Genomic DNA, 25,059 nt, shown 5'->3' on the forward strand with positions numbered 1-25,059 from the left:
ACTCCTAATGGTCTTAACCCGGATTCACCCCCCAGAACCCGGGTTTTTTTTGCCTGCGATTTGACCTCCGCGTTAAGAAGCCACGTGGGCCAGCGGGAACAGGCGCTTGAAGTTTTCGGTGGTCTGCTCGGCAAAACGCTCGTAGGACTCACCGCGCAGCATCGCCAGGTAATCCGCCACGTCGCGCACATACTCCGGCAGGTTCGGCTTGCCGCGATGGGGGATAGGCGCCAGGTACGGCGAATCGGTTTCCACCAGCAGGCGGTCGGCGGGCACCTGGCGTGCGACATCACGCAAGGCATCGGCGTTGCGGAAGGTGACGATACCCGACAGCGAAATATAGAACCCCAGGTCCAGCGCCGCCTTGGCCATATCCCAGTCTTCGGTGAAGCAATGCAACACGCCGGCCTGGGGCAACGCCGCTTCGCGCAGCAGGGCCAGGGTGTCGGCACGGGCGCCACGGGTGTGGACGATCACCGGTTTACCGGTCTGCCGGGCGGCTTGCAGGTGCAGGCGGAACGAAGCCTGCTGCAACTCGGCGGCTTCGGGTTCGTAGTGGTAATCCAGGCCGGTTTCGCCGATGGCCACCACGCGCGGGTGATTGAGTTCACCCAGCAGCCAGTCGAGGGCCGGGGCTTCACCGGGCTTGAGGTCCAGCGGGTGGATACCCACCGAGCAATCCACATCGGCATAACGCTCGGCCAGGGCTTTGACGTCTGCCGCATTCTCCGCGCTGACGCCGATGCACAGGAAGTGCCCTACCCCACGCTGGCGCGCGGCGTCGAGGGCAGTGTCAAGGGAACCGCCGTGCTGGGCCAGGTCGAGGCGGTCAAGGTGGCAGTGGGAATCTACGAGCATAGGGGTCTACAACTTCAGTCACGAAAAATGTCTGGCCGACGATACACCCGCCAGCCACGGAAATTAACGGCGCCCGAGCAAACCGACCCACCGCACCAGCAACGCTTCGAGCAGCAGCACGCGGTTGAGGTTGGCTTTGCCGAGCACCTTCTGGCGCTGGGCGAGGATCCAGTCCTGAATCGTCAGCACCTTGTCCTGGGCACTTTTCTGCGCCAGGTATTGCACCACCTTGCGCATATCCGGCAGGCCCAGGCCGTTTTCATCCTGGGTCAGCTGGTAGCGCAAGATCAGGCTCGACCAATCGCAGAACCAGTCGAACAGCAACAGCAGGGGGATGTCCTTCCAGGCGTTTTCTGCCAACTGGGTGGCGGACACTTCCTGCTTGATCAGTTTCTTGACCCCCTCCACCACCAGCGCACGTTGTTCACGCACGCCCTGGGCCTGCAGCTTCACGGCGGCCAACGGCGAACCGGCGGCCAGGGTCAGCAGCTCGACCCGTTCCTCCTGGGAGCACTCCGGCAACGCCTGCGCCAGCCACGCAAGGCTCATGGCCTCGCTTGGCAGCGGGCAGGCCTGCTGCACGCAGCGGCTGCGGATGGTGGGCAACAACCGGCTCGATTGGTGGCTGACCAACAACAGCACGGTATCGCCGGACGGCTCCTCCAGGCTTTTGAGCAAGGCGTTGGCAGCATTGACGTTCATCGCCTCCACCGGCTCGATCAGCACCACCTTGCGCCCGCCCATCTGTGCGGTCTGCACCACGAAGCTGACCAGGTCGCGCACCTGGTCGACCTTGATTGCCTTGTCGGCCTCTTCGGGTTCGAGCAGGTAGTTATCCGGATGGCTACCGGCCTTGAGCAGCAGGCAGGATTTGCACTCGCCGCAGGCTTCAAGCTTGACCGGGCGCTGGCACAGCAGGCTGGCCATCAGGCGCTCGGCCAACGCTCGCTTGCCAATCCCTACCGGCCCATGCAACAGGTAGGCGTGGGCGTGCTGGGCACGGCCGGCCAGTTGTTGCCACAGGCTGTCCTGCCACGGATAGGCTTCAGCCACGGGTGCGCTCCAGCAGTTTAGGTAGCAGCGCGTCGATGGCTTGCTGCACCTGCGCCAGCGGTTGGGCTGCATCCAGCAGGGAATACCGCGCGGGCTCAGCCTTGGCCCGTGTGAGGAATGCACTGCGTACCGCGTTGAAGAACCCATCGCCTTCCAGTTCGAAGCGGTCCAGACGGCCACGAGCAGTGGCGCGGGCCATGCCGACTTCCACCGGCAGATCGAACAGCAGGGTCAGGTCAGGGCGCAATTCGCCCTGGACAAAGGTTTCCAGGGTGGCGATGCGCTCCAGGGACAAGCCCCGACCGCCGCCCTGGTAGGCATAGGTAGAATCGGTGAACCGATCGCAGATCACCACGGCACCACGGGCCAGGGCTGGACGGATCACCTCGGCAAGGTGCTGGGCACGGGCGGCGAACACCAGCAGCAGCTCGGTGTCCGGGTTCATCTGCTCGTCACCCGGCGCCAGCAGCACTTCGCGGATACGCTCGGCCAGCGGCGTGCCACCGGGCTCGCGGGTCAACACCACCTCGATGCCTTCGCTGCGCAAGCGCTCGGCCAGATAATCGCGGTTGGTGCTTTTGCCGGCGCCTTCGGGGCCTTCCAGGGTAATAAACAAGCCAGTCACAGGCAGTCCTTAGTCAGAATTATTGCGGGCTTTGCGGCGCGGGTTCAGCTGGCGTATCAGCAGGCACATCCGCCGGTGGCGTTGCGTCTTCGGCAGGCTTCACCACCGGCGCCGGGCTGGAGCGGTAATCGGCGCGCCGCTTGAGTTGGAACTCACGCACGGCGGCATTATGCGCATCCAGGTTATCGGAGAAAATGTGGCTGCCGTCGCCACGGGCGACGAAATACAGGCTGCTGCCCGGCACCGGGTTCAGCGCGGCATGGATCGCCTCGCGGCCGACCATGGCGATGGGCGTCGGCGGCAGGCCGGCTACCATGTAGGTGTTGTAGGGATTGGCTTCCTTGAGGTGCGCACGGGTCAACTTGCCGTTGTAGCGCTCGCCCAGGCCGTAGATCACCGTCGGGTCGGTCTGCAACAACATGCCGATCTTCAGGCGACGTACAAATACCCCGGCAATCTGCCCGCGCTCTTCAGGCACGCCCGTCTCTTTCTCCACCAGGGAGGCCATGATCAGCGCTTGGTAAGGGTCGGTGTACGGCGCATCGGCGGCGCGCTTGCTCCACTCCTGGGCGAGCACGTCGTCCAGGCGGTTGTAGGCTTTCTTCAGGAATTCGACGTCGGTCATACCGCGCACGAAACGGTAGGTATCGGGGAAGAACCGCCCTTCTGGAAACACGCCAGGGTGACCGAGCTTCTCCATGACTTCGCTGTCACTCAGGCCCGAGAGGGTCTGCACGATCTTTTCATGCTTGGCCAGCGCCGAGCGTACCTGGCGGAAGTTCCAGCCCTCAACCAGAGTCAGGCTGTATTGCACCACTTCGCCACGCTGCCACAGGCCGATCAGGCCCTGCGCCGTCATGCCGGGCGTCATGCGGTATTCGCCGCTGTGCAATGGCTGGCCGTCCAGGTTGAAGCGCCAGTACAGGCGCAACCAGAAGGCACCGTCCAGCACGCCGTCGGCTTCCAAGCGATTGAAGGTGCCAGTGGGGGTCGCCCCAGCCGGTACGTCGAGCAATTGCTCCTGGGTCAGGTTCAAGGGCTGCTTCAGGGCAGCGTCGTATTTCCAGGCGCCATAGCCCAACAGCAAAGCCGCCGAGAACAGACCGACCAGCAGCAGTACAACCAGTTTTCGTATCAACTCAGATTTCCAATAGCGCGCGAACAATGCCCTGCAGTTTACGGGTGAGCGGGCCAACCGACCAGCTCATCGCAGCGCACTCGCGCACCGGCCAAATGCCATAAACGCTGTTACACACGAAGACTTCGTCGGCTTGCTGCAACTGCTCAATACTGATGTCGGCCACGGCCACCGGGACGCCCAGGGTCTGTGCCTGGGCCAGAATCTCGGCACGCATCACCCCGGCCACGCCGCAACGCGTCAGATCAGCGGTTAGTAACAAGCCATTGCGCACCAGGAACAGGTTGCTGAATACGCCTTCGATCACGCGACCGGACACATCCAGCATCAACCCTTCAGCGTGCTCGGCGTCCTGCCATTCGGCACGGGCGATCACCTGTTCCAGGCGATTGAGGTGCTTGAGACCGGCCAGCAACGGCTGTTCGGCCAAGCGGGTGGCACAGGGAAACAGGCGGATGCCATCGGTTCCATGAGCGCTGGGATAAGTAGCAGGCGGGCTGCCCTGCAAGATACGGCGCACCGGTGCGCCAGGGTTGATGCCATAACCGCGCAGGCTGTCGCCACGGGTCAGGATCAATTTGAGGACACCCTCGCCAAGGGCGGTGGCGTAGGCCTGCACTTCGCTGCGGATCAACACCGGATCCGCAACCAAGGCGAGGCGCCTGCAACCCTCGTCGAGGCGTTGCAGGTGACGGTCGAGCAGCACCGGCTGCCCGGCCTTTACAGCGATGGTCTCGAACAACCCATCGCCATACGCCAGGCCGCGATCTTTCAGGGGCACGCTGTCCGCTGGCTGACCGTCGACCCAGCTGTGCATCACTCGGCGAACCGGCGGAACACCAGGGAACCGTTGGTGCCGCCAAAACCGAACGAATTGGAGATCACCACGTCGATCGGCATCGGCTGCGCTTCGTGTGGCACGAAGTTCAGGTCGCAGCCTTCGTCAGGCTCATCCAGGTTGATGGTCGGCGGCGCGACCTGATCCTTGATGGCCATCACACTGAAGATCGCCTCGACCGCGCCCGCCGCACCCAACAGGTGACCGGTCATGGACTTGGTAGAGCTGACCGCCAGCTTGTAGGCGTGCTCACCGAATACCGACTTGATGGCCTCGGCTTCCGCCAGATCGCCCGTCGGAGTCGAAGTACCATGGGCGTTGATGTACTGCACCTGGTCCGCATTGACCTTCGCATCGCGCAGGGCGTTGGTGATGCAACGCGCAGCACCGGCACCGTCGGACGGCGGTGAGGTCATGTGGTAGGCGTCACCGCTCATGCCAAAGCCAATCAGCTCGGCGTAGATAGTGGCACCACGCGCCTTGGCGTGTTCCAACTCTTCCAGCACCAGGGCGCCGGCACCGTCGGAGAGTACAAAGCCATCACGGCCTTTGTCCCACGGACGGCTGGCGCGGGTCGGCTCGTCGTTACGCGTCGACAGCGCACGGGACGCGCCGAAGCCGCCCATGCCGAGGCCGCACGCCGCCATCTCGGCGCCGCCGGCGATCATCACGTCGGCTTCGTCATAGGCGATATTGCGCGCCGCCATGCCAATGCAATGCGTGCCGGTGGTGCACGCCGTGGCGATGGCGTAGTTAGGTCCCTGTGCGCCCAGATGGATGGACAGGAAACCGGAAATCATATTGATGATCGAGCCGGGGACGAAGAACGGTGAAATTCGACGGGGGCCGGAATCGTGCAACGTGCGGCTGGTTTCTTCGATATTGGTCAAACCGCCAATACCCGAGCCCATGGCCACGCCGATGCGATCACGGTTGGCGTCGGTGACTTCCAGGCCGGCATTGCGTACTGCCTGAAAACCGGCTGCCAGGCCGTATTGAATGAACAGGTCGAGTTTGCGGGATTCCTTGACCGAGAGATATTCCTCGACATTGAAACCCTTTACCGAGCCGCCAAAACGGGTGGAATAGGCAGAAAGGTCCGTGTGTTCGATCAGACCAATACCACTGCGGCCAGCCAGAATGCCCTGCCAACTGCTTGGCACATCCGTGCCCAGTGGCGACAACATACCCATACCGGTGACTACGACGCGTCTACGCGACACAGCACTCTCCTTTTTCTAATGACGACACTTTTGCTTCAGCGCGTACTTTTCATCAGGGCTAAAGAAAAAACCGCACGCCGTTACAGCAGTGCGGTTTTTCCCTGACAGCAAGCGACGACTACAAACTATTACGCCTGGTGGCTAGTAACGTAGTCGATAGCAGCTTGAACAGTAGTGATTTTTTCAGCTTCTTCGTCCGGGATTTCGGTCTCGAATTCCTCTTCCAGAGCCATCACCAGCTCAACGGTGTCAAGGGAATCGGCACCCAGGTCTTCTACGAAGGAAGCAGTGTTGACCACTTCTTCTTCTTTAACGCCCAGTTGCTCGGCGACGATTTTCTTGACGCGCTCTTCGATGGTGCTCATACCTTGTTTAACTCCTAATGGACAAATTCAGGCAGCTGGCCAGTGGGTAAGTGTATAGAAAGCCTTTTCAGCTTTTCAACTGAAAGCTTCACCCTGTACCCGGTCGGCCACCTGCCTATAAATTAAGTTGCAGCTTTATAACGGATTTTAGACAGCTCGTATGACATATTTTTGAAGCGATCCGTCACAATTTAACTCATGTACATCCCGCCGTTCACCGGGATTGTAGCCCCAGTCACGTATGCCGCACCGTCGGATGCCAGGAAAGTGACCACATTCGCGATCTCTTGAGCCTGACCCAGACGGCCCAGCGGAATCTGCGTCAGCAACGCTTCACGCTGTGCTTCCGGCAGTTCGCGGGTCATATCGGTGTCGATGAACCCAGGGGCCACCGAGTTGACCGTAATCGACCGCGAGCCGACTTCACGAGCCAATGCACGGCTGAAACCTTCCAGACCGGCCTTGGCGGCTGCGTAGTTTACTTGGCCTGCGTTGCCCATGGCACCCACTACGGAGCCAATATTGATAATTCGGCCCCAACGCGCCTTGGTCATGCCGCGCAAAACGCCCTTGGACAGGCGAAACAGACTGTTCAAGTTGGTGTCGACCACGTCGTACCACTCGTCGTCTTTCATGCGCATCATCAGGTTGTCACGGGTGATGCCGGCGTTATTCACCAGAATCGCCGGCGCGCCGAACTGTGCGGTGATCTCGGCCAGTACGGCAGCCACGGACTCATCGCTGGTCACGTTCAGCTCAAGGCCGGTGCCTTGCACGCCGTTTTCCTTCAGGGTCGCGGCGATACGCTCGGCGCCCGAGGCGGAAGTGGCGGTGCCGATCACAACGGCGCCCTGACGGCCCAGCTCCAGGGCGATCGCCTGGCCAATGCCACGGCTTGCGCCGGTGACCAGTGCAACTTTACCTTGCAGACTCATGCAGGCTTCTCCTACGTTCAGGGATTCAGGCCAGTGCCGCGCGAGCGGCAGCAAAGGCGTCAGGGGTATTGAGGTTGGCAGTCGACACGCCGTCGGCGCAGCGCTTGTTCAGGCCGGCCAGGACTTTGCCCGGACCACACTCAACCAGCTCAGTCGCACCATTGGCGGCCAGGGTCTGGACCGATTCAACCCAGCGTACCGGCTTGTAGAGCTGCTCCAGCAGGTCGCGCTTGAGGGTATCGAGGTCAGCAGCCACGGCGGCGCTGACATTCTGCACCAGCGGGATCTGCGGCGCCTGCCAGTTGATGGCGGCGATGGACTCGGCAAAACGCTCGGCAGCCGGGCGCATCAGCTCGCAGTGCGACGGTACGCTCACCGGCAACGGCAACGCGCGCTTAGCACCACGGGCCTTACAGCCTTCGACGGCACGCTCAACGGCAGCCTTGGCACCGGCAATCACCACCTGGCCAGGGGAGTTGAAGTTTACCGCGCTGACCACTTCGCCCTGGGCCGCTTCGGCACAGGCCTCGATCACCACAGCGTCGTCCAGGCCCAGGATTGCTGCCATGCCGCCCTGCCCGGCCGGAACGGCTTCTTGCATCAATTGGCCGCGACGCTCCACCAGCTTGACCGCCTCACCCAAGGTCAGGCTACCCGCCGCAACCAGGGCGCTGTATTCGCCCAGGCTGTGGCCGGCGACGAATGCAGGGCGTGCGCCGCCTTCCGCCAGCCACAAGCGCCACAGGGCGATCGAAGCGGTCAGGATGGCCGGCTGGGTTTTATCGGTTTGATTGAGTTGCTCTTCCGGCCCTTGTTGGGTCAGTGCCCACAGGTCGTAACCCAGGGCGTCGGAAGCTTCCTTGAAGGTGTCCAGGATCAGCGGGTATTGCGCGCCCAGCTCGGCCAACATGCCGAGGGACTGCGAACCCTGCCCTGGAAAGACGAATGCGAGGGATGTAGACATGTAACAAGCCCCTAATGATCTGGTCGTCAAAAAAGCGCACTCCTACAGTGGGAGCGCACGAAACTGACAGATTGGATGGTCAATTGAACTGGCCGGTCACATTTAAGCACTCCCGGGCCGATTCGCCTAAGGCAACAGGTCCTCGAGACGGCCGTGCAAGCGTTGCGGCAGGTTTTCCTGGATCTCGATCACAGCCCGCGCGATCGCACTTTGAAACCCCTCGACACCGGCCGAGCCGTGGCTTTTTACCACGATGCCCTGCAACCCCAGAAAACTCGCGCCATTATGCCGCGCCGGGGCCAGGTCCGCCTGCAGGCGGCGCATCAGCGGCAGCGCCAGGGCACCAACCAGGCGCGACGCCAAGCTCTGCTTGAACAGCGCTTCGATACGCGTGGCGATCATGGTCGCCAGGCCTTCGCTGGATTTGAGCAGGATATTGCCGACAAACCCGTCACACACCACCACGTCCGCTTCGCCACGGTACAAGCCGTCACCTTCGACAAACCCGACGTAATTCAACCCCCGCGCGCCTTGCAGCAACGTGGCGGCCAGCTTGACCTTCTGGTTGCCCTTGATGTCTTCGGTGCCGATATTCAGCAAGGCCACCCGTGGCCGGGCCACGCCCAGCGCTTCGGCGGCCACCGAGCCCATCACGGCAAACTGGAGCAGATGCTCGGCGCTGCAATCGACGTTTGCGCCCAGGTCCAGCAACTGGCAATAGCCTTTCTGCGTCGGAATCGCCGCCACCATCGCGGGCCGGTCAATGCCGGGCAGCGTCTTGAGCACAAACCGCGACAACGCCATCAGGGCCCCGGTATTGCCGGCGCTGACACAGGCTTGCACCTTGCCATCACGCAGCAGCTCCAGGGCCACCCGCATCGAAGAGTCAGGCTTGCCACGCAGGGCGGCCGCCGGCTTTTCATCCATGGTGATGGTTTCGCTGGCTGGCGTAATCGTCAGGCGCGCGCGATCCACCGCCGGATGGCTGGCAATCAGTTCTTCAAGTAAGGAGGGTTGACCGACAAGGGTCAGGTGCAGCGAGGGTGTTGCAGACAGGCTGGAAATGCAGGCCTGAACAATGCTGCGGGGACCGAAGTCCCCGCCCATTGCGTCTATCGCGATGACTAGAGCAGACAAGTGATTACTCGTCAGCGCCCTTGTCGATCACTTTACGGCCACGGTATACGCCTTCTGGCGATACGTGGTGACGCAGGTGAACTTCACCGGTGGTCTTTTCCACGGACAGGGTGCTAGCCTCGAGAGCGTCGTGCGAACGGCGCATGTCACGGGCGGAGCGGGATTTTTTGTTCTGCTGAACAGCCATAATTGATTAACTCCTAAACGTTTGGGTCACGCTTTAACTGCGCCAATACACTGAACGGGTTGGACCGCGTTACCTCGTCCTCGCTCGGTTCGGGCTCGTCATCGAGGCCCGCCGGCTGCTGGCATTCTTCCGGATGATGAGCAGGCACAATGGGCAAGGCGAGCAGAAGCTCCTCCTCGATCAGTGCATGCAGATCCAAAGGATCTTCGCCCAGTTCCAGCACGTCATAACCTTTCGGCAACGACTGGGTATTCGCACCCTCCTTCACCACAGCATAACTGCACTCGCTGTGGATCGGCAGGGTGACCAGCTCAAGACAACGCTGGCAAACCATTTTGACCTCGGTGTCGATAAAACTGTGGATTACCACAGATTTACGTTCATCTCGTTCAAAAACGAATTTGGCCTGCACCGTACCGACAGTGTCGGAAAGCGGGTCGCAGAGTCTCTCCAAATCGGCCAGCAGCAACTCACCTTGAAGGGAAGTGCCACGATCAGCCAATTTGCGCGGGTCAACGTGAGGTGGAATCGGGTCATTCAACATAGGCGCAGCATTATAGGGATGCACCCAGCCATGTCAAAGGAAATTCAGCCCTGTGCGTCAGCCGGTCGCCCCGCTAGAATCCGCTGCCGACCTGAGGAGACGCCCATGCTGCCCTTATTACTCGCATCCAGCTCGGTGTATCGCCGGGAATTGCTGAGCCGCCTGCACCTGCCGTTCATCTGCAGCTCGCCGGATATCGATGAAAGCCACCGCGCAAATGAGTCCGCCATCGAACTGGTCAAGCGCCTGGCCGAACAGAAAGCCCGCGCCCTTGCCGCCAGCCATCCGGGGTATTTGATTATCGGCTCCGACCAGGTTGCAGCGCTCGACGGACGGATCATCGGCAAGCCGCACACCTTCGAAAACGCCCGCGAGCAACTGCTGGCCGCCAGCGGCAAGCGCGTCAGTTTTCTCACTGGGCTGGCGCTGCTGAACAGCGAGACAGGCAGCTGCCAGGTCGACTGCGTGCCTTTTACCGTGCACATGCGTGAGTTGGATGCCGAGTGCATCGAGCGTTACCTGCGAATTGAGCAACCGTATGACTGCGCGGGCAGCTTCAAGGCCGAGGGGTTGGGCGTGAGCCTGTTCCAAAATACCGAAGGGCCGGACGCCACCAGCCTCATCGGCCTTCCCCTCATTCGCCTGGTGGATATGCTGCTGGCCGAAGGCGTGCAAATTCCCTGAGAACACCACAAGCAAATGCGGGAGGGGGCTTGCCCCCGATAGCAGAGGATCAGCCAACTAACCCGCAGCTGACCCACCGCAATCGGGGGCGAGCCCCCTCCCACATTTTGATCTATATGTAGCCTGGGGCTCAGCGCAGGCTTGGGCCTTGGAAGCCCATGTAAAAGGCCAGCTTCTCCGCCACGCTGGCACCGAGCCGCTTGGAGAAACGATCAAACGGCGATTCCTCAACCGTGAAATCCACCAGTTCCTTCTCGCCAATCACATCCCGCGCTACCGAACTAGCACTGCCCAGGCCGTCGATCAAGCCCAGCGGCAAGGCCTGCTCGCCTGACCAGACCAGGCCGGAGAACAGTTCCGGATGGTCCTTGTCCTTCAGACGATCCCCACGCCCCAGCTTCACGCTGGCGATGAACTGGCGATGAGTGGTGTCGAGCACGCCCTGCCAGAACTGGGTTTCATCGGCTTTTTGCGGCTGGAACGGATCAAGGAACGACTTGTGTTCACCTGAGGTATAAGTGCGACGCTCTACCCCCAGCTTCTCCATGGTGCCGACGAAACCATAACCGGCCGCCGTCACACCAATGGAGCCCACCAGGCTGGCCTTGTCGGCGTAGATCTGATCAGCAGCACTGGCAATGTAATACGCACCGGAAGCGCCCAGGTCGGAAATCACTGCATACAGCTTGGTATCCGGGTGCAGGCCACGCAGGCGGCGGATCTCGTCATACACATAACCCGACTGCACCGGGCTGCCACCCGGGCTGTTGATGCGCAGGATCACACCTTTGACCTTAGGGTCTTCGAACGCGGCACGCAGGCTGCTGACGATGTTGTCGGCGCTGGCTGACTCCTTGTCGGCGATCACCCCGCGCACTTCGATCAGTGCGGTGTAGTTGGCGCCACGGGTTGCGCTTTTCTCCATATCCATCAGCGGACTGAACAGCGCCAGCATGCCGATGAGCCAGACAAACGTCAGCAGTTTGAAGAAAATCCCCCAACGCCGCGCGCGACGCTGCTCTTGGACGCTGGCCAGGAGAGTCTTCTCCAGCAGCTTCCAGCTTTTGTCATCACTGCTTTCAGCCTTTTCGGGCGCTTTCCACTCGTCACTCATGCCATCAACCCCAGCAAAGACTTATTGGGCCTGGTTGAGCCAGGCCTGCAATTCGGAAAAATGATCGATCGTCAGTCGCGGTTCATATTGCTGCAACGCCTCGGCAGCCTGGGCGCCATAGCTGACCGCCACGCCGTCCATGCCCGCATTGCGCGCCATCATCAGGTCGAAGGAGGCATCGCCCACCATCAAGGCCTGGCGTGGCGACACGCCGCAATGAGCCAGGATCTGCTCCAGCATCAGAGGGTGAGGCTTGCTGGCAGTTTCATCGGCGGCGCGGGTGATATCGAAATAATCTTCCCAACCGTGGGCCTTGAGCACCCGATCCAGACCGCGACGGGCCTTGCCGGTGGCGACTGCCAGGTGATAACCCTGGGCACGGAATGCCGCCAGGGATTGCACCACACCGTCGAACAGCGGCGAGGGCGTAGCCTCCAGGGCGATGTAGTGATCGGCATAGTGTTCGCGAAACGCGACCAGTTCAGCGTCGCTGATCTCGGGATACAGGGTACGGATCGCTTCGGGAAGGCCCAGACCGATGACGCCCTTGACCGCCAGATCACTGCACAACGCGTAACCTGAACGGGTCGACGCAGCGTGCATCGACTCGACAATCCGGCCAATGGAGTCGGCCAGGGTGCCATCCCAATCGAATATCAGCAGTTTGTAGTCAAGGTGCGACACTCAAGCGCTCCACGGTCTTGGCCCACATCTCATCGACCGGCGCCTGCAGCTTCAATTCGCCACCATCGGGCAGCGGTACCGTGAGCATGTAGGCGTGCAGGAACAGGCGCTTGCCGCCCAGGTCGCGGATCTCCTTGGAGAAATCCTCGTCGCCGTACTTGGTGTCACCGGCAATGCAGTGGCCCGCATGCAGGGTGTGCACGCGAATCTGATGGGTGCGCCCGGTGACCGGCTTGGCCTCGACCATGGTGGCGAAGTCGCCGAAACGGCGCAGCACCTTGAACAGGGTCAGGGCTTCCTTGCCCTCCTCGTCCACTTCGACCATGCGCTCGCCGGAGCGCAGGTTGCTCTTCTGCAACGGCGCGCGGACGCTCTTGATCGAGCTGGCCCAGTTGCCGCGCACCAGCGCCATGTAGCGTTTGTCTACGCCATCGCCGCGCAGGGCGGTGTGCAGGTGGCGCAACATGCTGCGTTTCTTGGCGATCATCAGCAGGCCGGACGTGTCGCGGTCCAGGCGGTGGACCAGTTCCAGCTCCTTGGCATCCGGGCGCAACTGACGAAAGGCTTCGATCACACCGAAATTCAGGCCGCTGCCACCGTGAACCGCAATGCCGCAGGGCTTGTTGATCACGATCAGCTTGTTGTCTTCGAACACAATCGAGGCTTCCAGGCGCTGCAACAAGCCCTGGGCCAACGGCACAGGCTCGTCACGCTCAGGCACGCGCACCGGTGGCACGCGCACGATATCGCCCGCCTGCAACTTGTACTCGGGCTTGATCCGGCCCTTGTTCACCCGCACTTCACCTTTACGCAAGATGCGGTAAATCAAGGTCTTGGGCACGCCTTTGAGCCTGGCCAGGAGAAAATTGTCGATGCGTTGGCCGGCATATTCCGGCGAGACCTCGAGCAGCTGGACGCTGGGGGTCTGGGGGGCGGTAGTCGTCATGGCGGCGATGATAACAATTTTTTATGGAATTGAAGCACTTAATCATTGCTGCTATAGTCGCGAACGCCGCCAAAAGCGGCCTGGACAGAGGACATGCGGCAAACTGCCGGCCCTGACCATCGCAATTCATCAGAACGCGAGGCCGTCCTACGGGGCTTTCGCCACCCTGGAAGGCTCAAGATTGTAACAAGCGCAGGTGACATGAGGCCTGAAGCGAGTGCAGAAAGCAGAGTGAATACTCGCATTTTGCGCCGATATTTACGGCCAGTTCACAAAGTGCAGTCAGTCTTGAGCCAGACCACGGCGAATACTTCGGAAACAACGCCTGTTAAGAGCTGAGTGAGAGCGCAACCGCCCACACCTAGTCTTGTTTAGCCATGAGCGTGGACTCCCCATTGGAGAACACGGTAAATGCCAACCCGCTGCGGATTCTGCGCGCGGCAGCACCCGAATTATCAGGGATACGTGTAGGGTGGAGATGCACAACCGTCGGACCGTGTAGCACTAGGCTTATATTTAGACGCTTCATCTCGTCCACAGTCGCCGGTTGATTCCTCCTCCTGACCTTAGCTTTTGTTGAAGTGGTGCCTTTGTCACCACCGCTAACAAGCAGGACGCGTCCGTCGCGATACCGGCCCAATTGGCTCGTTATTGCTGGACACTGGAGTGGCCAACCACTCTTGACGCACCTGACACCGACCGTGAGAAGTCGTGTGTGCCGAACGCCGTTTCCGGCAGCCCGGAAACCGACGGTACAACATGAAAAGAATGCTGATTAACGCAACTCAACCCGAAGAGTTGCGTGTTGCACTGGTAGATGGCCAACGCCTCTACGACCTGGACATCGAATCCGGTGCACGCGAGCAAAAGAAGGCCAACATCTATAAAGGCCGTATTACTCGCATCGAACCAAGCCTTGAGGCTGCCTTTGTCGATTTCGGCTCCGAGCGCCACGGCTTCCTGCCCCTCAAAGAAATCTCCCGCGAATACTTCAAGAAAGCCCCCGAAGGCCGCGTGAACATCAAGGACGTCCTGAGCGAAGGCCAGGAAGTCATCGTCCAGGTCGAAAAAGAAGAACGTGGCAACAAGGGCGCCGCCCTGACCACCTTCATCAGCCTGGCTGGCCGTTACCTGGTCCTGATGCCGAACAACCCACGTGCCGGCGGTATTTCCCGTCGCATCGAAGGCGAAGAGCGCAACGAACTGCGTGAAGCGCTGAACGGCCTGATCGCACCGGCCGACATGGGCCTGATCGTGCGCACCGCCGGCCTGGGCCGCAGCAGCGAAGAAATGCAGTGGGACCTCGACTACCTGCTGCAACTGTGGACCGCCATCAAGGAAGCCTCCCTGGATCGTTCCGCGCCTTTCCTGATCTACCAGGAAAGCAACGTGATCATCCGCGCCATCCGCGATTACCTGCGCCAGGACATCGGCGAAGTGCTGATCGACAGCGTTGAAGCCCAGGACGAAGCCCTGACCTTCATCCGCCAGGTGATGCCGCAGTACGCCAGCAAGATCAAGCTGTACGAAGACAGCGTTCCGCTGTTCAACCGTTTCCAGATCGAAAGCCAGATCGAGACCGCTTTCCAGCGCGTGGTCGAACTGCCTTCCGGTGGCTCCATCGTGATCGACCCGACCGAAGCCCTGGTGTCCATCGACATCAACTCGGCGCGCGCGACCAAAGGCAGCGACATCGAAGAAACCGCCCTGCAGACCAACCTGGAAGCGGCTGAAGAAATCGCCCGCCAGCTGCGCCTGCGTGATATCGGCGGCCTGATCGTGATCGACTTCATCGACATGACCCCGGCCAAGAACCAGCGCGCCGTGGAAGAGAAAGTCCGCGAATGCCTGGAAGCTGACCGTGCCCGCGTACAGGTCGGCCGCATCTCGCGCTTCGGCCTGCTGGAGATGTCCCGTCAGCGCCTGCGTCCGTCCCTGGGCGAGAGCAGCGGCATCGTCTGCCCGCGTTGCAACGGCACCGGCATCATCCGTGACGTTGAATCGCTGTCCCTGGCGATCCTGCGCCTGATCGAAGAAGAAGCCCTGAAAGACCGCACCGCCGAAGTCCGCGCACAAGTGCCGATTCCGGTTGCAGCTTTCCTGCTCAACGAAAAACGCAACTCGATCACCAAGATCGAACTGCGCACCCGTGCCCGTATCGTCATCCTGCCGAACGACCACCTCGAAACGCCGCACTTCGAAGTGCAGCGCCTGCGTGATGACAGCCCGGAAGCCCACAGCGGCCAGTCCAGCTACGAAATCGCCGCAGCTGCCGCCGAAGTCGAAGAAGTGCAGCCAGCCGCCGCGACCCGCACCCTGGTCCGCCAGGAAGCCGCCGTGAAAACTGCTCCGGCCCGTGCCAACGCACCGGTTCCGGTTGAAGCCGCCGCTCCGGTTGCCGCTCCGGCCGTAATGCCTGAGCCAAGCCTGTTCAAAGGCCTGGTGAAGTCGCTGGTAAGCCTGTTCGCCACCAAGGAAGAGCCAGCCGCGCCGGTCGTGGTTGAAAAACCGGCCTCCGAGCGCCCAGCGCGCAACGAAGAGCGTCGCAACGGTCGCCAGCAGAGCCGTAACCGCAACGGCCGTCGTGACGAAGAGCGCAAGCCGCGCGAAGAGCGTGCGCCGCGTGAAGAACGCGTCCCACGTGAAGAGCGTGCGCCTCGCGAAGCCCGTGAAGAAACCCCGACCGTAGAACGGGCACCGCGTGAAGAGCGCGCACCGCGTACTCCACGTGCCCCGCGTGAAGACCGCAAGCCACGTGGCGAGCGCGAAGAACGCGTGCGTGAACTTCGTGAGCCGCTGGACGCTGCGCCAGCCGTTGCCGGTGCCGCTGTTGTTGCCGAGGAACGCCCGGCTCGCCAGCCGCGCGAAGAACGTGCGCCACGTGAAGAACGCCAGCCTCGCGCTCCGCGTGAAGAGCGTCAACCACGTGCCGAACAGGCCGCTGCCGCCAGCGAAGAAGAAGTGTTGACCGGCGAAGAGCAACTGCAGGAAGACGGTCAGGAAGGCGCCGAAGGCGATCGTCCACGCCGCCGCTCCCGTGGCCAGCGTCGTCGCAGCAACCGTCGTGAGCGTCAGCGTGATGCCAACGGCAACGTGATCGAAGGCTCGGAAGAGACCGGCGAAAACGCAGAGGCCGCTACCGGCGAACCGACTGGCGCCGAACTGGCTGCCGGCCTGGCCGTTACCGCTGCCGTTGCCAGCTCGGTCATCAGCGCTCCGGCTGAAGCCCAGGCTCACGAGCAGGCTGAGCGCGCTACCGCGACTGTTGAAGAAGCCGTCGTTGTAGAAGCACCTGCTGCCCAGACCCCGGTGGTTGAAGCGCCGGTCGTTGAAGCACCTGCTGCCGAAACCCCAGCCGTAGAAGCGCCTGTTGTTGAAGCGACTACCCCGATCGAAGCACCGGTTATTCCTGAAGTGGAAGTTGCTCCGGTTCAAGAAGCCCTGCCAGAAGTTGAAGCGGTGGCTGAGCAAGCACCGGTAGTCGAGCCTCAACCAGTGGTTGAAGCAGTGGTTGATGCTGCTCCAGAAGTTCGTGAAGTTCGTGAAGAACAGACCGCCTTCCAATGGACTGCCGAGCCTGCCGCTCCGGTCGAAGCGCCAGCACCTGCCCCAGCGGTAGAAGAAGCGCCGGCACCGGTTGCCGAAGTTGTGGTTGCCGAGCCAGCCCCAGTGGTTGAGCCCGCTCCGGCCGTTGAACCTGCGCCGGTGGTAGAAGCGCCGGTGGTTGCCGAAGTGGCTGCACCCGTGGTTGAAGCCGCTCCGGTCAGCGCCCTGACCGAAAACGGCCGTGCGCCGAACGATCCACGTGAAGTGCGTCGTCGCCGCAAGGAAGCTGAAGCCGCTGCTGCTGCTGCCGCAGCCGCAGCACAGGAAGCAGAGCACGAGAGCAAACCTCTCGTCTGATTCCCGCAGCAACTAAAAAGCCCCGCCTGAGTGATCAGGCGGGGCTTTTTTATGCACCCAAAACCTATTGTGAGAGGGGGCTTGCCCCCGATAGCAGAGGATCAGCCAACCCATCCGCCGCTGATCCAGCGCAATCGGGGGCAAGCCCCCTCCCACACTTAGATCGGTTCGAAATTCAGGCAGTGTGGCAGGTCGACATCCCAGAGTACGCCAGGATCTTCAACCACGACTTCACGCACCGCCGCCTGCGCAAACAGAGATTTCGCCCCACGGTCACCGTTCAGCGCCATCAGCCGCGCCCCAAATACCCGGCCAAACGCCACAGGATGCCCGTACTGCCCGTCCTGCACCGGCACACTGATGCCACCCTCCTCCAACCCCGCAATCACTCGCTCAATGCTCGATGACTGAATAAACGGCATATCTCCCAGCAGCACCAGCCAGCCATTCGCCGAAGCACTGGCTGCAACCGCAGCGGCAATACTGTCGCCCATGCCGGCCGAGCGCAGCAGCAACACCTTGCAACCGTAGATCTCTGCCAAGCGAATTACTTCGGGACGATCGGCTGAAGTCACCACCCAACGATCAGCCACGGCACTCGGCAGATTCTTCAGCACCTGCTCGATCACTGGCCGAACGACGCCATCCAGGCCCACACAATCAGCCAGCAACTTATCCTGGTCAGCCCCTGCCACCGCGCGAAACCGGCTGCCCTGTCCCGCCGCCAGCACAATCGCGGTGATGCTCACTCAACCACCACCGGCAGCGGTTTCTTCTGCATCGGTGCCACGCCGTTCTTGATCGCGACAATTTCCGCCATCAACGACAATGCGATTTCCGCCGGCGTGTGACTGCCGATATGCAAACCGATCGGCCCATGCAGGCGCGCAATCGCTTGCGTCGATAACCCCAGCGCCGCCAGGTTCTCCCGGCGCTTCTGGCTGTTGACACGTGAACCAAGGGCACCAATGTAGAACGCCGAGGAATTCAGCGCCGTCAGCAAAGCCATATCATCCAGGCGCGGGTCATGGGTCAGGCAGACGATGGCCGTGCGCTCGTCGGTCTGGATATTCAACACTGCGTCATCAGGCATGCCCGGCACAAAGCGGCCGTGCTGCTCTTCCCAGCCGTAGACGAACTCATCACGCGGGTCGCAGATCAGTACTTCGAAATCCAGCAGGCGCGCCATTTCCGCCACATACCGCGACAGCTGCCCGGCGCCGATCAACAGCAGGCGCCAGCGTGGGCCGTAGATGGCCCGCAAGCGTTCACCGTCGAAGGTCACGACATCGGTCTTGCTTGCACTGCTCAACGTCACCTTGCCAGTGGCCAGGTCCAACTCCCGGGCGACGATCTGATGATCCTCGCAACGCGCCAACAGCTCAGCCACCCATTCCCACTCGTCCACCCGCTCCTCGGTCAGGCGCAAGGTGCCGCCGCACGGCAGGCCAAAACGCGCGGCCTCATCGCGGGTGACGCCGTAGGTCACCAACTGCACCGGCGGCCCGTCTTCAGGCAGCCGGCCATCCTGCAGGCGGGCAATCAAGTCGTCTTCGATGCACCCGCCCGATACCGAGCCGATCACCACCCCATCGCCCCGCAACGCCAGCATGGCGCCCGGCGGGCGCGGCGCGCTGCCCCAGGTCTGGACCACGCTGTACAACACCACTCGCTGTCCGGCACGGCGCCATTCGAGCACGCTGCGCAGGACATTCAGATCCACACTGTCCACATAACCTCCTGCAAGCGTTAAAACCGAGTCATTCACTGTAAAACAAAAGTCGCCGAAGTGACGCGCCAGAAACGCAAACGCCCCGAACCAGTCGGGGCGTTTGTGCGTTGCTGTCGGCGTTAGTTCACGCCATCGGCGATTTACTTGACCACAGGTGCAGGGCCTTCGGCCACGCCCAGGTCATCCAGTTCACGGGTTTCCGAGATACCGGTGCCGCCGGACGCCAGCTCGCTTTGCAGCTTGTCGGTGTCCAGTTCCTTGACCCATTTGGCCACGACGATGGTGGCAACGGCGTTACCTACGAGGTTGGTCAGCGCACGGGCTTCGGACATGAAGCGGTCGATACCCAGGATCAGCGCCAGGCCGGCAACCGGCAGGTGACCTACGGCCGACAGGGTGGCCGCCAGTACGATGAAGCCCGAACCGGTCACGCCTGCAGCGCCTTTGGAAGACAGCAGCAGCACCAGCAGCAGGGTGATCTGGTGGGTGATGTCCATGTGGGTGTCGGTCGCCTGGGCGATGAACACGGCCGCCATGGTCAGGTAGATCGAAGTACCGTCGAGGTTGAACGAGTAGCCAGTTGGAATCACCAGGCCTACTACGGATTTCTTCGCGCCCAGACGCTCCATCTTGATCAGCATGCGTGGCAGTGCGGATTCGGAAGAGGAAGTACCCAGTACGATCAACAGCTCTTCACGGATGTAGCGGATCAGTTTGATCACGCTGAAACCGTGAGCGCGGCAGATACCGCCCAGCACTACCAGCACGAACAGGATGCAGGTGATGTAGAAGCAGATCATCAACTGGCCCAACTGCACCAGCGAACCCACACCGTAGGCACCGATGGTGAATGCCATGGCGCCCAGGGCACCGATTGGCGCGAGCTTCATGATCATGTTGATGATGTTGAACATCACGTGGGCGAAGCGATCGATAAAGTCCAGTACCGGCTTGCCGTAGGCACCCAGGCGGTGCAGGGCGAAACCGAAGATCACCGAGAACATCAGCACTTGCAGGATGTCGCCGTTGGCGAAGGCACCGACGATCGTGTTCGGAATAACGTTGAGGATAAAGCCGACGATGCTCTGGTCTTTACCGGCGGTCACGTAGGCCGCGACTTTGGAAGCATCCAGGGTCGCTACGTCGATGTGCATGCCGGCGCCCGGTTGCACGACGTTCACCACGATCAGGCCGATCAGCAGCGCGATGGTGGAAACAATCTCGAAGTACAGCAGCGCGTAGCCGCCGGTCTTGCCCACTGATTTCATGCTTTGCATGCCAGCGATGCCGCTGACAACGGTGCAGAAGATGATCGGGGCGATGACCATTTTGATCAGTTTGATGAACCCGTCACCCAGCGGCTTGAGGGCCACACCGGTCTGTGGGTAGAAGTGACCGAGCAAAATACCGATAACGATTGCAACGATCACCTGGAAGTACAGGGATTTGTAGATAGGCTGACGAGTCGTCATTGCAAAGTTCCTCAATCGTCCCGTGTGGCAAATATCCGCCATTGCCCACGACACTTGAATTGCGAACCCTCCTGCACTGGAGGGATTTGTTGTTTGCGAGGTCTGTAGGTCCAGCCTGCGCTGTAATCCTTATCGCAAGGGCCGTGCCACTTTTCTGAAAAACCCTGAAGGCCTTTAGACATCAGGGCTTGGGCTTATCCGCCCCCCTCCCAAGCCTCCCATCGAGTGGCGGATTTCCGCCCAGCGGCCCAATCCCGTCCTACAATTTGGCGGATATCCGCCTTGTGACCCTACCCGAGGATAACTACCATCCGCCTCTCCATGGACGAGGCCTTCGCATGCGTGAACGTACCATCGCCAGCCATTACGCTCGGGCAGCCCTCGGCGGCGCGCGCAGGGCGGGCTACGACTACTCGGGCCTGCTGTTGCAGGCAGGCATCACCCCGGAACTGTTGACCGAACCCCGCGCCCGCATCGCACCGGAACAATTTACCCGGCTGCTGCAAATGCTCTGGCTGGCGTTGGACGATGAATACCTGGGGTTTGCCGACGGCCCGAGCAAACGCGGCACCTTCGCCATGATGTGCCACGCACTCATCCACTGCCGCACCCTGGAAAAGGCTCTGGAACGCGGCTTACTGTTTTATAGCCTATTTGCGCAAGGCCCACGCTGGCAGCTGACACGCGAAGGCGACATGGCCCGCTTGAGCCTGGACGACTCACAACTGTGGGACCCGGATCACTTCCTCAGCGAATGCCTGCTGGTGATCTGGCATCGACTCGGCAGTTGGCTGATCGGCCAACGCATCCGCCTGCACCAGGCCACCTTCAGCTACCCGATGCCGGCCCACGCCGGCGAATATGACCTATTGTTTCCCTGTGCCCAGATATTCGGCGCACCGAACAGCAGCCTGGTGTTTCACAGCCGCTACCTGAGCCTGCCGCTGCTGCAGGACGAACGCACGCTCAAGCACTTCCTTGAGCGCTCCCCCGCCGACCTGCTGTCACGCCCGGATGAAGGCGACAGCTTGAGCAGCCAGCTACGCCGCTTGCTCAGCCGCGACCGTACACCTTGGCCCGACCTGGAAGCCGTCGCCCAGCACCTGCACATCAGCCCGCAGACCCTGCGCAGGCATTTGCGCGAGGAAGGCACCAGCTTTAAGGCACTCAAGGATGAGCTGCGGCGGGACATCGCCATCTATCATTTGGGGCGCGCGGATTTGTCGTTGCAGGAGATTGCCGAGCAGTTGGGGTTTTCCGAACCGTCGGCGTTTCATCGGGCGTTCAAGAAGTGGACGGGGTTGACGCCGGGGGCTTACCGAGCAAAAGAGAGTTAGAGATGTAGCGCCTGGACTGACGCTATCGGGGGCAAGCCCCCTCCCACCTTTGAATGTGTTCAAACATCAAAATGTGGGAGGGGGCTTGCCCCCGATGAGGCCTGCACACCCCATAAAGATCACAAAGCCGGGAAGTGGATCCTGAAAGCGGCGCCACCCAATGGCGAATCGCCCAGGGTCAGCCGCGCACCGTAACTTTCGATGATGTCCTTGACCACCGCCAAGCCAATCCCCTGCCCCGGGTGCTGGCGATCCAGGCGCTCACCCCGTTGCAGAATTCGTGCACGCTGATCCGGCGGCACGCCAGGCCCGTCATCCTCAATACACAGCTCGGTGCCTTCCAGGCTTTCCACCAGGCTGATGCGCACTTCGCTCAAGCACAGGCGGTAGGCGTTTTCCAGCAGGTTGCCGAGCAACTCCAACAAGGCGCCCTTCTCGATTGGCACGTCACATTCTTCCGGCAGGTCAAAGGACACGCTGACGCGCTTGTCGCGGTAGACCTTGCCCAGCGTATCGCACAGGCTTTGCAGCACCGGCTCCAGGCGCACCTGGTGGCGCACCAGGCCGCTTTTGCGCAGGCTGGCGCGCTGCAACTGATAGCTGATCTGCTGACTCATGCGCTCGATCTGCGATTGCAGCACCCGGGCCTGCTCGCGATCTTCCGGACGCTGGGCCATTTCTTCGCTCACTCCCTGTAAAACGGCGAGCGGGGTTTTCAGGCTGTGGGCCAAATCGTCGAGGGAATCGCGGTAGCGCACGCGTTGCTCACGCTCGCTGTGCAGCAAGCGGTTGAGGGAGCCGGTCAGGCGCAGCAATTCGCGGGGGTGCTGTTCGGAGAGGCTCTCACGGGTGCCGCCTTCGATCTGGTCGAGTTCCTGGCTCAGCCGCCGCAGGGCTTGCAGGCCCCAGGTCAGGCCCAGCCACAGTAAGGTCAACAGCACCAGCAAGGCTGCGCCAAAGCCCAGGTAGAGATTTTCGCGCAGACCTTCCAGGGTCAACTGGTATTCGCGCACCGGTTGCAGGGCCACGATACTGAAGGCGGCGCTCTTGCCGCCCAGCAGCCTGACCTCGACGTCATACACGAAGAATTCCTGGCCGTTGGCCTCGCGAATCCGTGCAAACTCGTTACCGCGCCCGTCGTAGCGCGGTTTGTAGTTGATGTTTTCTTCCTTGGTCGCCCGCGAACGCCACACCAGGTGGCCTTCGCGGTCGTAGATGTAGCCGAGCAGGCGGCTGTCAGTGAGGTTGAAGCGTTCGTCGGGCAACTGCGCCGGCATCAGCAGACGGTTGTTTTCGACCCGCGCGGCAGAGATCAAGGTGGTGACGTCCGACGCCAGGCGCTGCTCGATGGAATCCTGCAACGCCAGGCTGAACGCCCCTTGCATGGCCGGCAACAGGCCGAGCATGAACAGCACGGCCAAGGTCGCGGCCGCCAGCATCAAGCGCACGCGTAGCGAGCGAATCAACGGCAGCGCTCATTGAACAGATAGCCCAGGCCACGCACGGTGTCGATCGGCTTGAACCCGGCCGGGCCTTCCAGCTTGCGACGCAGGCGGCCGACCAGCACCTCGATGACATTCGGATCACGCTCGTCGTCATCGGGGTAGAGCTGTTCCATCAAGCGGTCTTTGGCGACCACTTGTTGGTGATGGCGCATCAGGTATTCAAGGATCCGATATTCGTAGGCGGTCAACGCCAGCGGCTGCTCTTCGAGCGACGCCTGCTTGCGGTTGAGATCCAGCAGCAACGGCCCGGCAACGATGGTCGACTGGGTAAAGCCACTGGAGCGGCGCAGCAAGGCGTTCATCCGCGCCTCCAGCTCTTCGAACTGGAACGGTTTGACCACGTAGTCGTCGGCACCCGCAGCCAGGCCTTCGACCTTGTCCTGCCAGTTACCGCGGGCGGTGAGGATCAGGATCGGAAAGGTCTTGGCCTGAGTACGCAGTTGGCGAATCAGGTCCAGGCCGCCCATGCCGGGCAGGCCCAGGTCGATGATCGCCAGGTCATGGTTGAACTGGCCAGTCTGGTACAGCGCCTCTTCGGCATTGGCCACGGCCTCGACCACATGCCCGCTGTCGGTCAGGCGGGTAAACAGGTGATGGCGCAGCAGCGCCTCATCTTCCACCACCAGCAATTTCATAAGGCTCTCCAAGGCAATTCAACTGTCCGACAGAGGGATATCATAGCGGCCCTGCAGCTCTTGCGGGCGCAGTTTTATGCCATTGAACTGGCCGGTCAGGTGTTCATAACCGGCGCGATAGCCCGCCTGCGGGGTGACAAGCCCCAGGGACTGGCCCCAGGGCGTGGGTTGGCTGCCCACTTCTTCGAAGCTGACACGCTGGATCAAGGTGCTGGATTTCTTGGTTTTTTCACCGCCGAATGCGGCGAAGGCGCCGTCGGATGCCTGGACCCCAGCGGTGGCACTGAGCATGGTTAACGCCAACATCAGCTGTTTGATCGCAGTCATGGTGTTACCTCTATGCGTTTGGCTGTATGCCCCAGACTACGCAGGCGCCCCTGAACTCCCCCTGAACGGGCTCTGAACCCCACCTGAACCACAGCGGGCTATCCTCGCGCCCCTCAACTCGGCAAAATACCGCCCATGAATCCGCTACCCGCTTGCTGCACCCCACTCGACGTCCATTGGCCGCTGCCCGAATCGTTGCCCGGCACGGTGTTTCTCAGCACGCGTTTTGACCCGGCCCTGCTCACGCCTGGCGACTTCCAGCGCTGTGCCGTGCCGCCACCGGCGAGCATCCAGCGCTCGGTGGCCAAGCGCCAGGCCGAGTTCCTCGCCGGTCGCTTGTGCGCCCGTGCCGCCCTGCAACAACTCGACCACCTCGACTGCATCCCCGCGATCGGCGAAGACCGCGCACCGGTGTGGCCCGCGCACATCAGCGGCTCCATCACCCACAGCACCGGGCACGCCGCCGCGATTGTCGCGCATAAGGCGCAATGGCGCGGGCTGGGTATGGACCTGGAGAATGTGCTGAGCCTGGAACGAGCGGAGCGGTTGGCCGGGGAAATCCTGACGGCTGATGAGCTGCAACGCATGGCCGCCTTGCCAAGAGAGCAGATAGCGCAGTTGGTGACGCTGACGTTCTCCGCCAAGGAGAGCCTGTTCAAGGCGCTCTACCCCATTGTGCAGAAGCGTTTCTACTTTGAGCATGCCGAGTTGCTGGAATGGTCAGAGGCCGGGCATCTGCGGCTGCGGCTGCTGACGGACCTGTCCGAAGAATGGTGCCATGGCAAGGAATTGGTGGGGCAGTTTGCGGTGGGTGATGGGCAGCTGTTGAGTCTGGTCGCAGTCAGCGCCTGAT

At 61.5% G+C, this 25,059-nt stretch carries 25 protein-coding genes; 4 read left to right on the forward strand and 21 right to left on the reverse strand.

Features of this window, described 5'->3' with window-relative positions; genetic code table 11:
- Window positions 1–72: 72 nt before the first annotated feature.
- The 12 genes from M2497_RS24315 to M2497_RS24370 all read right to left on the reverse strand — a co-directional run bounded on the left by M2497_RS24315 (window position 73) and on the right by M2497_RS24370 (window position 9,867).
- Window positions 73–858, reverse strand: a complete 786-nt coding sequence (locus M2497_RS24315) for a TatD family hydrolase (RefSeq protein ID WP_248483765.1) — start codon at window positions 856–858, stop codon at window positions 73–75.
- Between the two features lie 63 nt (window positions 859–921).
- Window positions 922–1,911 carry a DNA polymerase III subunit delta' gene (locus tag M2497_RS24320; protein ID WP_248483767.1) on the reverse strand — a complete coding sequence of 330 codons (990 nt, stop codon included), beginning with the start codon at window positions 1,909–1,911 and terminating at the stop codon, window positions 922–924.
- A complete protein-coding gene (gene tmk / locus M2497_RS24325; RefSeq protein ID WP_248483769.1) occupies window positions 1,904–2,536 on the reverse strand; it encodes a dTMP kinase in 633 nt (210 codons plus the stop codon). The genes M2497_RS24320 and tmk overlap by 8 nt, the downstream gene beginning before the upstream one ends.
- 19 nt (window positions 2,537–2,555) lie before the next feature.
- Window positions 2,556–3,674 carry an endolytic transglycosylase MltG gene (gene mltG, locus M2497_RS24330; RefSeq protein WP_248483772.1) on the reverse strand — a complete coding sequence of 373 codons (1,119 nt, stop codon included), beginning with the start codon at window positions 3,672–3,674 and terminating at the stop codon, window positions 2,556–2,558.
- A gap of 1 nt (window position 3,675) precedes the next feature.
- The gene (pabC, locus tag M2497_RS24335) at window positions 3,676–4,491 is read right to left on the reverse strand and encodes an aminodeoxychorismate lyase (protein ID WP_248483774.1); all 816 of its coding nucleotides are present in this window, start codon (window positions 4,489–4,491) and stop codon (window positions 3,676–3,678) included.
- Complete coding sequence (fabF, locus tag M2497_RS24340; protein ID WP_058427473.1) at window positions 4,491–5,735, reverse strand: beta-ketoacyl-ACP synthase II; 1,245 nt, start codon at window positions 5,733–5,735, stop codon at window positions 4,491–4,493. The genes pabC and fabF overlap by 1 nt, the downstream gene beginning before the upstream one ends.
- 128 nt (window positions 5,736–5,863) lie before the next feature.
- Complete coding sequence (acpP, locus tag M2497_RS24345) at window positions 5,864–6,100, reverse strand: acyl carrier protein (RefSeq protein WP_003175607.1); 237 nt, start codon at window positions 6,098–6,100, stop codon at window positions 5,864–5,866.
- Window positions 6,101–6,291: 191 nt separating this feature from the next.
- On the reverse strand, window positions 6,292–7,035 hold the full coding sequence (gene fabG, locus M2497_RS24350) for a 3-oxoacyl-ACP reductase FabG (protein ID WP_015885432.1): 744 nt from the start codon (window positions 7,033–7,035) through the stop codon (window positions 6,292–6,294).
- 25 nt (window positions 7,036–7,060) lie between these two features.
- Window positions 7,061–7,999, reverse strand: coding sequence for an ACP S-malonyltransferase (gene fabD, locus M2497_RS24355; RefSeq protein ID WP_248483776.1), 939 nt, complete (start codon window positions 7,997–7,999; stop codon window positions 7,061–7,063).
- Window positions 8,000–8,125: 126 nt separating this feature from the next.
- Window positions 8,126–9,136, reverse strand: a complete 1,011-nt coding sequence (gene plsX, locus M2497_RS24360) for a phosphate acyltransferase PlsX (RefSeq protein WP_282578713.1) — start codon at window positions 9,134–9,136, stop codon at window positions 8,126–8,128.
- Window positions 9,137–9,140: 4 nt separating this feature from the next.
- Window positions 9,141–9,323 carry a 50S ribosomal protein L32 gene (gene rpmF / locus M2497_RS24365; RefSeq protein ID WP_003179396.1) on the reverse strand — a complete coding sequence of 61 codons (183 nt, stop codon included), beginning with the start codon at window positions 9,321–9,323 and terminating at the stop codon, window positions 9,141–9,143.
- Window positions 9,324–9,336: 13 nt separating this feature from the next.
- On the reverse strand, window positions 9,337–9,867 hold the full coding sequence (locus M2497_RS24370; protein ID WP_010566563.1) for a YceD family protein: 531 nt from the start codon (window positions 9,865–9,867) through the stop codon (window positions 9,337–9,339).
- 105 nt (window positions 9,868–9,972) lie between these two features.
- Between M2497_RS24370 and M2497_RS24375 the strand changes: the two genes are divergently transcribed.
- Window positions 9,973–10,551 (forward strand): nucleoside triphosphate pyrophosphatase, encoded by a 579-nt coding sequence (locus M2497_RS24375; protein WP_248483778.1) that lies wholly within the window; start codon window positions 9,973–9,975, stop codon window positions 10,549–10,551.
- A gap of 130 nt (window positions 10,552–10,681) precedes the next feature.
- Here the strand turns inward: M2497_RS24375 and M2497_RS24380 are convergent, their stop codons facing one another.
- Genes M2497_RS24380 through rluC form a run of 3 tightly spaced genes read right to left on the reverse strand, consistent with a single transcriptional unit; the run spans window position 10,682 to window position 13,295 of the window.
- Complete coding sequence (locus M2497_RS24380; RefSeq protein WP_248483780.1) at window positions 10,682–11,665, reverse strand: S49 family peptidase; 984 nt, start codon at window positions 11,663–11,665, stop codon at window positions 10,682–10,684.
- Window positions 11,666–11,686: 21 nt separating this feature from the next.
- Entirely contained in the window at window positions 11,687–12,349 is a 663-nt protein-coding gene (locus tag M2497_RS24385) for an HAD-IA family hydrolase (protein WP_248483783.1), read from the reverse strand.
- Window positions 12,336–13,295, reverse strand: a complete 960-nt coding sequence (gene rluC, locus M2497_RS24390) for a 23S rRNA pseudouridine(955/2504/2580) synthase RluC (RefSeq protein WP_033901273.1) — start codon at window positions 13,293–13,295, stop codon at window positions 12,336–12,338. Before rluC ends, M2497_RS24385 begins: the two co-directional genes overlap by 14 nt.
- 759 nt (window positions 13,296–14,054) lie before the next feature.
- On the opposite strand from rluC, the gene rne reads away from it, so the two are divergent.
- Complete coding sequence (gene rne / locus M2497_RS24395) at window positions 14,055–17,198, forward strand: ribonuclease E (RefSeq protein WP_248483785.1); 3,144 nt, start codon at window positions 14,055–14,057, stop codon at window positions 17,196–17,198.
- 158 nt (window positions 17,199–17,356) lie between these two features.
- Here the strand turns inward: rne and M2497_RS24400 are convergent, their stop codons facing one another.
- The 3 genes from M2497_RS24400 to M2497_RS24410 form a co-directional block, all read right to left on the reverse strand.
- A complete protein-coding gene (locus tag M2497_RS24400) occupies window positions 17,357–17,947 on the reverse strand; it encodes a nucleotidyltransferase family protein (RefSeq protein ID WP_248483787.1) in 591 nt (196 codons plus the stop codon).
- The gene (locus tag M2497_RS24405; protein WP_248483789.1) at window positions 17,944–18,930 is read right to left on the reverse strand and encodes an XdhC family protein; all 987 of its coding nucleotides are present in this window, start codon (window positions 18,928–18,930) and stop codon (window positions 17,944–17,946) included. The genes M2497_RS24400 and M2497_RS24405 overlap by 4 nt, the downstream gene beginning before the upstream one ends.
- A 140-nt stretch (window positions 18,931–19,070) precedes the next feature.
- Window positions 19,071–20,402: a dicarboxylate/amino acid:cation symporter gene (locus tag M2497_RS24410; protein WP_028617588.1), complete on the reverse strand. Its 1,332-nt coding sequence runs from the start codon at window positions 20,400–20,402 to the stop codon at window positions 19,071–19,073.
- 338 nt (window positions 20,403–20,740) lie between these two features.
- On the opposite strand from M2497_RS24410, the gene M2497_RS24415 reads away from it, so the two are divergent.
- Window positions 20,741–21,739, forward strand: a complete 999-nt coding sequence (locus tag M2497_RS24415) for an AraC family transcriptional regulator (protein WP_248483792.1) — start codon at window positions 20,741–20,743, stop codon at window positions 21,737–21,739.
- A 119-nt stretch (window positions 21,740–21,858) separates the two neighbouring features.
- Here the strand turns inward: M2497_RS24415 and M2497_RS24420 are convergent, their stop codons facing one another.
- The 3 genes from M2497_RS24420 to M2497_RS24430 are packed head-to-tail and all read right to left on the reverse strand — an operon-like array spanning window position 21,859 to window position 24,206.
- The gene (locus tag M2497_RS24420; protein ID WP_248483794.1) at window positions 21,859–23,205 is read right to left on the reverse strand and encodes an ATP-binding protein; all 1,347 of its coding nucleotides are present in this window, start codon (window positions 23,203–23,205) and stop codon (window positions 21,859–21,861) included.
- A complete protein-coding gene (locus tag M2497_RS24425) occupies window positions 23,202–23,879 on the reverse strand; it encodes a response regulator (protein WP_058427484.1) in 678 nt (225 codons plus the stop codon). The genes M2497_RS24420 and M2497_RS24425 overlap by 4 nt, the downstream gene beginning before the upstream one ends.
- Window positions 23,880–23,897: 18 nt before the next feature.
- The gene (locus M2497_RS24430; protein WP_248483796.1) at window positions 23,898–24,206 is read right to left on the reverse strand and encodes a hypothetical protein; all 309 of its coding nucleotides are present in this window, start codon (window positions 24,204–24,206) and stop codon (window positions 23,898–23,900) included.
- 135 nt (window positions 24,207–24,341) lie between these two features.
- Between M2497_RS24430 and M2497_RS24435 the strand changes: the two genes are divergently transcribed.
- Window positions 24,342–25,058, forward strand: coding sequence for a 4'-phosphopantetheinyl transferase superfamily protein (locus M2497_RS24435; protein WP_248483798.1), 717 nt, complete (start codon window positions 24,342–24,344; stop codon window positions 25,056–25,058).
- The last annotated feature ends 1 nt before the right edge of the window (window position 25,059 follow it).

The organism is Pseudomonas sp. CYM-20-01, assembly GCF_023169845.1.
In the GTDB taxonomy this organism is placed as follows: domain Bacteria; phylum Pseudomonadota; class Gammaproteobacteria; order Pseudomonadales; family Pseudomonadaceae; genus Aquipseudomonas; species Aquipseudomonas azotoformans.

What these genes read in the sequence shown, in the direction of transcription:
- M2497_RS24315 (WP_248483765.1), bottom strand. Translation starts at nt 858, where the DNA reads ATGCTCGTAGATTCCCACTGCCACCTTGACCGCCTCGACCTGGCCCAG.
- pabC (WP_248483774.1), bottom strand. Translation starts at nt 4,491, where the DNA reads ATGCACAGCTGGGTCGACGGTCAGCCAGCGGACAGCGTGCCCCTGAAA.
- acpP (WP_003175607.1), bottom strand. Translation starts at nt 6,100, where the DNA reads ATGAGCACCATCGAAGAGCGCGTCAAGAAAATCGTCGCCGAGCAACTG.
- fabG (WP_015885432.1), bottom strand. Translation starts at nt 7,035, where the DNA reads ATGAGTCTGCAAGGTAAAGTTGCACTGGTCACCGGCGCAAGCCGTGGC.
- fabD (WP_248483776.1), bottom strand. Translation starts at nt 7,999, where the DNA reads ATGTCTACATCCCTCGCATTCGTCTTTCCAGGGCAGGGTTCGCAGTCC.
- rpmF (WP_003179396.1), bottom strand. Translation starts at nt 9,323, where the DNA reads ATGGCTGTTCAGCAGAACAAAAAATCCCGCTCCGCCCGTGACATGCGC.
- M2497_RS24370 (WP_010566563.1), bottom strand. Translation starts at nt 9,867, where the DNA reads ATGTTGAATGACCCGATTCCACCTCACGTTGACCCGCGCAAATTGGCT.
- M2497_RS24375 (WP_248483778.1), top strand. Translation starts at nt 9,973, where the DNA reads ATGCTGCCCTTATTACTCGCATCCAGCTCGGTGTATCGCCGGGAATTG.
- M2497_RS24380 (WP_248483780.1), bottom strand. Translation starts at nt 11,665, where the DNA reads ATGAGTGACGAGTGGAAAGCGCCCGAAAAGGCTGAAAGCAGTGATGAC.
- rluC (WP_033901273.1), bottom strand. Translation starts at nt 13,295, where the DNA reads ATGACGACTACCGCCCCCCAGACCCCCAGCGTCCAGCTGCTCGAGGTC.
- rne (WP_248483785.1), top strand. Translation starts at nt 14,055, where the DNA reads ATGAAAAGAATGCTGATTAACGCAACTCAACCCGAAGAGTTGCGTGTT.
- M2497_RS24410 (WP_028617588.1), bottom strand. Translation starts at nt 20,402, where the DNA reads ATGACGACTCGTCAGCCTATCTACAAATCCCTGTACTTCCAGGTGATC.
- M2497_RS24415 (WP_248483792.1), top strand. Translation starts at nt 20,741, where the DNA reads ATGCGTGAACGTACCATCGCCAGCCATTACGCTCGGGCAGCCCTCGGC.
- M2497_RS24425 (WP_058427484.1), bottom strand. Translation starts at nt 23,879, where the DNA reads ATGAAATTGCTGGTGGTGGAAGATGAGGCGCTGCTGCGCCATCACCTG.
- M2497_RS24430 (WP_248483796.1), bottom strand. Translation starts at nt 24,206, where the DNA reads ATGACTGCGATCAAACAGCTGATGTTGGCGTTAACCATGCTCAGTGCC.
- M2497_RS24435 (WP_248483798.1), top strand. Translation starts at nt 24,342, where the DNA reads ATGAATCCGCTACCCGCTTGCTGCACCCCACTCGACGTCCATTGGCCG.